This is a genomic window from Methylobrevis albus (assembly GCF_015904235.1).
In the GTDB taxonomy this organism is placed as follows: Bacteria; Pseudomonadota; Alphaproteobacteria; order Rhizobiales; family Pleomorphomonadaceae; genus Methylobrevis_A; species Methylobrevis_A albus.
Map to the genome: position 1 here is coordinate 1 of NZ_JADZLT010000044.1, position 6,232 is coordinate 6,232.

Annotated in this window: 6 protein-coding genes; all 6 read left to right on the forward strand. The window is 67.5% G+C overall.

The window, feature by feature from the left end:
- Nucleotides 1–1,035 (forward strand): ABC transporter ATP-binding protein (locus I5731_RS06650; protein WP_210336257.1); only part of this gene is annotated, 1,035 nt, incomplete at its 5' end.
- Nucleotides 1,036–1,048: 13 nt separating this feature from the next.
- Complete coding sequence (locus tag I5731_RS06655) at nt 1,049–2,122, forward strand: ABC transporter ATP-binding protein (protein WP_197310601.1); 1,074 nt, start codon at nt 1,049–1,051, stop codon at nt 2,120–2,122.
- Between the two features lie 5 nt (nt 2,123–2,127).
- Nucleotides 2,128–2,997 carry a carbohydrate ABC transporter permease gene (locus I5731_RS06660; protein ID WP_197310602.1) on the forward strand — a complete coding sequence of 290 codons (870 nt, stop codon included), beginning with the start codon at nt 2,128–2,130 and terminating at the stop codon, nt 2,995–2,997.
- Between the two features lie 22 nt (nt 2,998–3,019).
- Nucleotides 3,020–3,928, forward strand: coding sequence for a carbohydrate ABC transporter permease (locus I5731_RS06665; protein WP_235981601.1), 909 nt, complete (start codon nt 3,020–3,022; stop codon nt 3,926–3,928).
- Between the two features lie 205 nt (nt 3,929–4,133).
- Nucleotides 4,134–4,415, forward strand: a complete 282-nt coding sequence (locus I5731_RS06670) for a DUF2160 domain-containing protein (protein ID WP_197310603.1) — start codon at nt 4,134–4,136, stop codon at nt 4,413–4,415.
- Between the two features lie 104 nt (nt 4,416–4,519).
- On the forward strand, nt 4,520–6,232 hold a 1,713-nt coding region (locus I5731_RS06675; RefSeq protein WP_407941828.1), incomplete at its 3' end, for an ABC transporter substrate-binding protein.

Below are 6,232 nucleotides of genomic sequence, written 5' to 3' on the forward strand. Positions count from 1 at the left end.
ATCGACGACGTGTCGCTGCGTCTCGAGAAGGGGACGCTGAACGTGCTGCTCGGGCCGACGCTGTCGGGCAAGACGACGCTGATGCGGCTGATGGCGGGGCTGGACAAGCCGACGTCGGGCGAGATCCGGATGGACGGGACGAGCATCGTCGGCGTGCCGGTGGCAAAGCGCAACGTCGCCATGGTCTACCAGCAGTTCATCAATTACCCGGCGATGACGGTCTACGAGAACATCGCCTCGCCGATGCGCGTCGCCGGCGTCGACGGCGCGACGATCGACCGGCGCGTCAAGTCGGCGGCCGAGCTGATGCGGCTGACACCGTACCTCGGTCGCACGCCGCTCAACCTCTCGGGCGGCCAGCAGCAGCGCACGGCGCTGGCGCGGGCGATCGTCAAGGACGCCGGCCTCGTGCTGCTCGACGAGCCGCTCGCCAACCTCGACTACAAGCTGCGCGAAGAGCTGCGCATGGAGCTGCCGAAGATCTTCGCCGCGTCGGGGGCGATCTTCGTCTATGCGACGACGGAGCCGTCGGAAGCGCTGCTGCTCGGCGGCAATACCGCGACGCTCGCCGAGGGGCGCGTCACCCAGTTCGGCCGCACCATCGACGTCTACAACCGGCCCGCCGACCTCGAGGCGGCGCAGACCTTCTCCGACCCGCCGCTCAATGTGGCCCGGGTGGAAAAGCGCGACGAGACGCTGCGCTTTGCCGGCGGCTTCGAGATCGGCGCCGGCCGGGCGGCGGCGGGGCTCAGGGACGCGGTCTACACCATCGGCTTCCGGCCGCATCATCTGTTCCTCGACGCCGTGCCCGGCGCAGTCCCGGTGACGGCGACAGTGGCGGTGACCGAGATCACCGGCTCGGAGAGTTTTGTTCATGTCGACTTTGCCGGGCAGCGCTGGGTGGCGCTGGTGCACGGCATCCGGGCGCTCGACGTCGACCAGCAGGTGACGGTCTGGCTCGATCCCGACCGCTTCTTCCTGTTCGCCGGCGACGGCAGCATCGCCGCGGCCCCCGCCGCCGCGCTCGCGGCCTGAGGAGAGCCATCCGATGTCGCGCATCACCCTCGACCACATCGCCCACAGCTACCTGCCGAGCCCGAAGACCGAGGCCGACTTCGCGCTCAAAGAGGTGCACCAGGTCTGGGAGGACGGCAGCGCCTATGCGCTGCTCGGGCCGTCCGGCTGCGGCAAGACCACGCTGCTCAACATCATCTCCGGCCTGATCACCCCCTCGCACGGCCGCGTCGTGTTCGGCGAGCGCGACGTGACGCTGCTTCCCACCGAGGCGCGCAACATCGCGCAGGTGTTCCAGTTCCCGGTGATCTACGACACCATGACGGTGGCCGAGAACCTCGCCTTCCCGCTGAAGAACCGGAAAGTGCCGCAAGCCGAGATCGACCGGCGCGTCGCCGAGACGATCGAGATGCTCGGGCTCGGGCCGATGGCGAGGCGCAAGGCGCGCGGGCTGACCGCCGACCAGAAGCAGAAGATCTCGCTCGGGCGCGGGCTGGTGCGCTCCGACGTCAACGCGATCCTGTTCGACGAGCCGCTCACCGTCATCGACCCGCACATGAAGTGGCAGCTGCGCTCGCAGCTGAAGCAGCTGCACCGGCGCTATGGCTTCACCATGGTCTACGTCACCCACGACCAGACCGAGGCGCTGACCTTCGCCGACAAGGTGGTGGTGATGTACGCCGGCGAGGTGGTTCAGGTCGGCACGCCGGCCGAACTGTTCGAGCGGCCGAAGCATACCTTCGTCGGCTACTTCATCGGCTCGCCCGGCATGAACGTGCTGCCCGCCGAGGTCGCGGGCGACCGGGCGGTGGTGGGGGGGCATGCGGTGGCGCTCGGCCAGCACTACCGGCCCCAGCCCGGCCGCACCGAGATCGGCGTCCGGCCGGAGTTCGTGCGCCTCGACGACGGCGCCGGCAGCCTGCCGATCAGCGTGCGCAGCGTCGAGGACATCGGCCGCTACCGCATCCTGCGCGGCGCGATCGGGCCGCACGAGCTCAACGCGGTGCTGCCCGAGGGCCGGGCGATCCCGGCGAGCCCGCGCGTGGTGTTCGATCCGGCCCGCGTCAACGTCTACCGCGATGCCCACCTCGTCGAAGCGGAGGCCTGAGAGCCATGGAAAAGACCTGGAACAACAAGGCCTGGTTCATGGTGCTGCCGGTGCTGCTGCTGGTGGCCTTCTCGGCGGTGATCCCGCTGATGACCGTGGTCAACTACTCGGTGCAGGATACCTTCGGCAACAACGAGTTCTTCTGGGCCGGGACGGAGTGGTTCGAGGAGGTGCTGGCGTCGGAACGCTTCCATGACGCCCTCTTCCGCAACCTCGCCTTCTCGCTGATCATCCTTGCGATCGAAGTGCCGCTCGGCATCGCGATCGCGCTGGCGATGCCGCGCAGCGGCTTCTGGGTGCCGGTCTGCCTCGTCCTGATGGCGCTGCCGCTGCTCATTCCGTGGAACGTGGTCGGCACGATCTGGCAGGTGTTCGGCCGCGCCGACATCGGCTTGCTCGGCCACACGCTGGCCTACCTCGGCATTCCCTACAACTACACGCAGGACCCGGTCGCCGCCTGGATCACCGTGATCGTGATGGACGTGTGGCACTGGACCAGCCTCGTCGTGCTGCTCTGCTACGCCGGCCTCGTCTCGATCCCGGAGGCCTACTATCAGGCGGCCAAGATCGACGGCGCCTCGCGCTGGTCGGTGTTCCGCTACATCCAGCTGCCCAAGATGCACCGCGTGCTGCTGATCGCCGTGCTGCTGCGCTTCATGGACAGCTTCATGATCTACACCGAGCCCTTCGTCGTCACTGGCGGCGGCCCGGGCAATTCGACCACCTTCCTCTCCATCGATCTCGTGAAGATGGCGATCGGCCAGTTCGACCTCGGCCCGGCCGCGGCGATGTCCATCGTCTACTTCCTGATCGTCCTGGCCCTGTCGTGGGTCTTCTACACCGTCATGACCAACTACGGTCAGGACGAGCGTTGAGCGGCCCGAGGAGACACGACCAATGACCAGCTCGCCCTCCGCCGGCACCGCCCCGCACGGCTTTCCCGCCGCCGACGCCCTCGCGCCGAGCCGGCCGCAGGCCAACGTCCGCCGCGACGGCGCCACCGGCCTCGCCCGGCTGTCGTTCCTGATCCCGACGATCTACATCATCTTCCTGCTGCTGCCGATCTACTGGCTTGGCACGATGAGCCTGAAGACCAACCAGGAAATCCTCGGCGCCTTCACGCTGTGGCCGACCAATCCGACGCTGGCGAACTACCGGGTAATCTTCACCGATCCGTCCTGGTACAACGGCTACATCAACTCGATCATCTACGTCGCGCTCAACACCGTGATCTCGGTGTCGGTGGCACTGCCGGCGGCCTATGCCTTCTCGCGCTACCGCTTCCTCGGCGACAAGCACCTGTTCTTCTGGCTGCTGACCAACCGCATGGCGCCGCCCGCGGTGTTCGCGCTGCCGTTCTTCCAGCTCTACTCGTCGTTCGGGCTGATCGACACGCACATCGCCGTCGCCATCGCGCACTGCCTGTTCAACGTGCCGCTGGCGGTCTGGATCCTCGAAGGCTTCATGTCGGGCGTGCCGAAGGAGATCGACGAGACGGCCTACATCGACGGCTACTCGTTCCCGCGCTTCTTCGTGAAGATCTTCATGCCGCTGATCGCGAGCGGCATCGGCGTCGCGGCGTTCTTCTGCTTCATGTTCTCGTGGGTCGAGCTGCTCATCGCCCGCACGCTGACGACGACGGCGGCCAAGCCGATCGCCGCGACGATGACGCGCACGGTGTCGGCGTCGGGCATGGACTGGGGCGTGCTCGCCGCGGCCGGCATCCTCACCATCATCCCGGGTGCGCTCGTGATCTGGTTCGTCCGCAACTACATCGCCAAGGGCTTCGCCCTGGGACGGGTGTGATGGGGGAGCCCCTGCTCTTCACCCACCCCTCCCCGTCGCCATGGTCCGCGCAGGCGGACCATCCACGACCCGCGGCGCCTGCCACGCGCCCCGTGCCGCGCGGCCTTCGTGGGTGGTCCGCCTGCGCGGACCATGACGGGGCGAGGGCCGTGCGTCTCGCCCCCGCGCTGCGGATCCCGCCCCCAATCACCGAAGGAGCCTCGCGATGACGCTTTCCTGGATGGCCTGGACGTGGCCGACGGCGATCTTCTTCATCACGATCTTCGGCCTGCTGATCGGGATGGGGGTGTGGGAGTACGCGGTGCCGGGCGGCAGTCCGCGGGTGGGGATCCTGCGCTTCGAGACGACGCGGGGCGACCGGTTGTTCGTGTCGCTGCTCGGCAGCGCGTTCATCTGTCTTTTCTGGCTCGGGCTGGTCGGCCCGAGCCTGTGGTGGGCTCTGGCCCTCTGCCTCGGCTACGCGCTCTGCGTGTTTCGCTGGGTGTAGGGGGCGGTCAGGGACGGACGGCGGCAAGGCGCGGCCGTCCATGCGTGGGAACCGGCAACGAAGAATTCGAATCCTTGGGAGGATCGACTATGCGACGGACATGGATGGCATCGGCGGCCGTGGCGGCCCTGATGATGAGTGCAAATACCGCCTTCGCGGACATGGATGCCGCGAAGCGCTTCCTCGACGCCGAGGTCGGCGACATGTCGGCGCTCAGCCGCGCCGAGCAGGAAGCGGAGATGCAGTGGTTCATCGACGCCGCGGCGCCGCTGGCCGGCCTCGACATCAAGGTGGTGTCGGAGACCATCGCGACGCACGAGTATGAATCGAAGGTGCTGGCGCCGGCGTTCACCGCGATCACCGGCATCAAGATCACCCACGACCTGATCGGCGAGGGCGACGTCGTCGAGAAGCTGCAGACGCAGATGCAGTCGGGCGAGAACATCTACGACGGCTACGTCAACGATTCGGACCTGATCGGCACGCACTGGCGCTACCAGCAGGCGCGCAGCCTGACCGACTGGATGGCGAACGAGGGCAAGGACGTCACCAACCCCGGCCTCGACCTCGAGGACTTCATCGGCCTGAAGTTCACCACCGCCCCGGACGGCGAGCTCTACCAGCTGCCCGACCAGCAGTTCGCCAACCTCTACTGGTTCCGCTACGACTGGTTCAACGACGAGACCAACAAGGCCGACTTCAAGGCGAAGTACGGCTACGACCTCGGCGTGCCGGTCAACTGGTCGGCCTATGAGGACATCGCCGAGTTCTTCACCGGCCGCGACGTCGACGGCAAGGCCGTGTTCGGCCACATGGACTACGGCAAGAAGGACCCGTCGCTCGGCTGGCGCTTCACCGACGCCTGGCTGTCGATGGCCGGCAACGGCGACAAGGGCCTGCCGAACGGCCTGCCGGTCGACGAGTGGGGCATCCGTGTCGACGAGAACTCGCGGCCCGTGGGCAGTTGCGTCGCGCGCGGCGGCGACACCAACGGCCCGGCCTCGGTCTACGCGATCCAGAAGTACCTCGACTGGTTGAAGGCCTACGCCCCGCCGGAAGCGCAGGGCATGACCTTCTCCGAATCCGGCCCGGTGCCGGCGCAGGGCAACATCGCCCAGCAGATGTTCATGTACACCGCCTTCACCGCCGACCTCGTCAAGGACGGCCTGCCGGTGGTGAACGAGGACGGCACGCCGAAGTGGCGCTTCGCCCCCTCGCCGCATGGCGTCTACTGGAAGGACGGCATGAAGCTCGGCTACCAGGACGTGGGCTCGTGGACGCTCTTGAAGTCGACCCCGGTCGACCGCGCCAAGGCGGCCTGGCTCTACGCGCAGTTCGTCGTCTCGAAGACGGTGGACGTCAAGAAGAGCCATGTCGGCCTGACGCTGATCCGCGAAAGCTCGATCCGGCACGAGAGCTTCACCGAGCGGGCGCCGAAGCTCGGCGGCCTGATCGAGTTCTACCGCTCGCCGGCCCGCGTGCAGTGGTCGCCGACCGGCACCAACGTGCCGGACTATCCGAAGCTCGCCCAGCTCTGGTGGCAGGCGATCGGCGACGCGTCGTCGGGCGCGAAGTCGGCGCAGGAGGCGATGGACTCGCTCTGCGAGGAGCAGGAGAAGGTGCTGTCGCGCCTCGAGCGCGCCGGCGTCCAGGGTGACATCGGCCCGAAGCTCAACGAGGAGCACGACCTCGAATACTGGGTCGAGCAGGCCAAAGCCAACGGCACCCTCGCCCCGCAGCCCAAGGTCGAGAACGAAAAGGAACAGCCCATCACCGTCAACTACGACGAGCTGGTGAAGAGCTGGGCCGACGCGAAG